General features: G+C 43.2%; 1 protein-coding gene. It reads left to right on the top strand.

Annotation, left to right across the window (positions count from 1 at the left end; translation table 11 throughout):
- Positions 1-653: MFS transporter (locus tag R7P74_RS25790; protein ID WP_318123489.1), on the top strand; the 653-nt coding region annotated here is incomplete at its 5' end.
- Positions 654-817 lie beyond the last annotated feature (164 nt).

The following is an 817-nucleotide window of genomic DNA, read 5'->3' on the forward strand; positions in this document are numbered from 1 at the left end:
CAGCGCTTGTATTGCTTCAAACGATTCGGTTCCCGCCAGCGCATACTCAGCTATCGCATGTTAAAGCCGATACTATTAGTGACATCATAAGACGCCCGAACTTTATGATTGCTGTGTTAGCGGCAATGGTGGCTTATGCGGTGATGAATATTCTAATGACAGCGACGCCTTTGGCGATGATTGGTTGTGGTTTCGATTTCGACAAAGCCGCAGGTGTGATTGAGTGGCACGTGCTCGGCATGTTCGCTCCAGCCTTTATTACTGGTCGATTAATTGAGCAGTTCGGCGCAAAGAAAATGATCCTAGCGGGAGGTGTGCTGTTTATTGCTTGTATAGGGATTAACATTCATGGTGTGTCCATTTGGCACTTTAGCCTTGCCTTAGTTTTGTTGGGCGTAGGTTGGAACTTCATGTTTATCGCTGCAACGGGGCTGTTTAGCCAAAGTTACGAAGTGAAAAACCGCAGCAAAGCGCAGGCGTTTAATGAGTTCTTCGTGTTCAGCTGTGTCACCATTACTGCCTTACTTTCTGGCTGGCTTGAATCGACAGTCGGTTGGCAAAACCTGAACTTGTACGTTCTTCCGTTCGTATTGCTCGTGATTGTGATCTTTGCGATGAAAACGGATAACAAAACAGAATCCCAAATAGCCTAACTTTCAATCTGTCACAGAAAAACTCAGCATCTGAATGCTGAGTTTTTTGTTTATTAGCTCAAATTTTGACTGGTAACGCGCAAATTTCTGCCAGTGATGATAATTCCCACACTAAAAATGTCGTATTGATAATACTTTTTATCTAACATTTTGTAATAAAAACA

This window comes from Vibrio sp. 2033, assembly GCF_033339735.1.